The 938-nt window shown below is 54.2% G+C and carries 1 protein-coding gene; it reads right to left on the reverse strand.

Annotated elements, in window-relative coordinates; all coding sequences use genetic code 11:
* Positions 1–402 precede the first annotated feature (402 nt).
* The gene (locus HV796_RS42785) at positions 403–780 is read right to left on the reverse strand and encodes a transposase (RefSeq protein WP_217478260.1); all 378 of its coding nucleotides are present in this window, start codon (positions 778–780) and stop codon (positions 403–405) included.
* Between the last annotated feature and the right edge of the window lie 158 nt (positions 781–938).

The raw sequence follows: 938 nt of genomic DNA on the forward strand, positions 1-938 counted from the left end.
CCTCGTCCAACGGCTTCTTTGCCATGGCGCGTATCTCCATTCAATCCGTTAGAGATATAACGCGCCAGCATCGAATCGGTTGTCATGTTTTATGGGAAACTCAATAGTTCCACAAACAGCCGTTTGACCTATGATTCGGTGTGCGCGGCGTCATCGGCCGTTGTGCGCCACCTCGACTTCCGCTTCCGGACATTCTCAGCAAGTAGATCGAAGGGCGTCGGAAAATCGTTGGTCGGGTGATGCATTCCAAAACCCTGTATCACCATCTTCAATAGCAACCCGCTGAGAAACATCGCTGGTTCAAACCTGGCGAATGTCTGCTTGCAACGGTGCCGGCCGTCTCGCGCCCACCTATGATTGTTATGTGGCCACGCAATCACGGCTGGAGACGCGCCATGAAACTCATCGTGCAATCGAACAGCCTTCGTTGACCTGAGCGGCGAGCGGCAAGTCTGGAACTACCCGCTCGAGCAATTCGATTTCGGTTGATGTGAACACCGCCTCAGGTGGAGCTTGCGGCGTGCATCGGCTGATCATGGTGAGCCAGAATATGCGCCAGCTCAGGATGCAGAATACGGAGATCAGATTCGTAAGCCGATCGGCTGTGCGCAGCTTCGAGTCCTCGGCCTTGCATCCAGACTTGAGAATCTTGTGGAACGTTTCGATCTTCCAGCGCATGGCGTACCAGTCGATCTTCTCGATTGCCTCGGTACGCGATCTGACCGGGAGATTGGTATGGTTGGCCGGCGCAAACGAACGCCTATGCGAAGCCCTCGCCATTCGCAATGGGATTCGACTGCACCGCATAGGCTCGGTAGAAAAAGCGCGAACTATTGAGTTTCCCATAAAACATGACAACCGATTCGATGCTGGCGCGTTATATCTCTAACGGATTGAATGGAGATACGCGCCATGGCAAAGAAGCCGTTGGACGAGGC

This window comes from Paraburkholderia humisilvae (genome assembly GCF_902859855.1).
In the GTDB taxonomy this organism is placed as follows: Bacteria; Pseudomonadota; Gammaproteobacteria; order Burkholderiales; family Burkholderiaceae; genus Paraburkholderia; species Paraburkholderia humisilvae.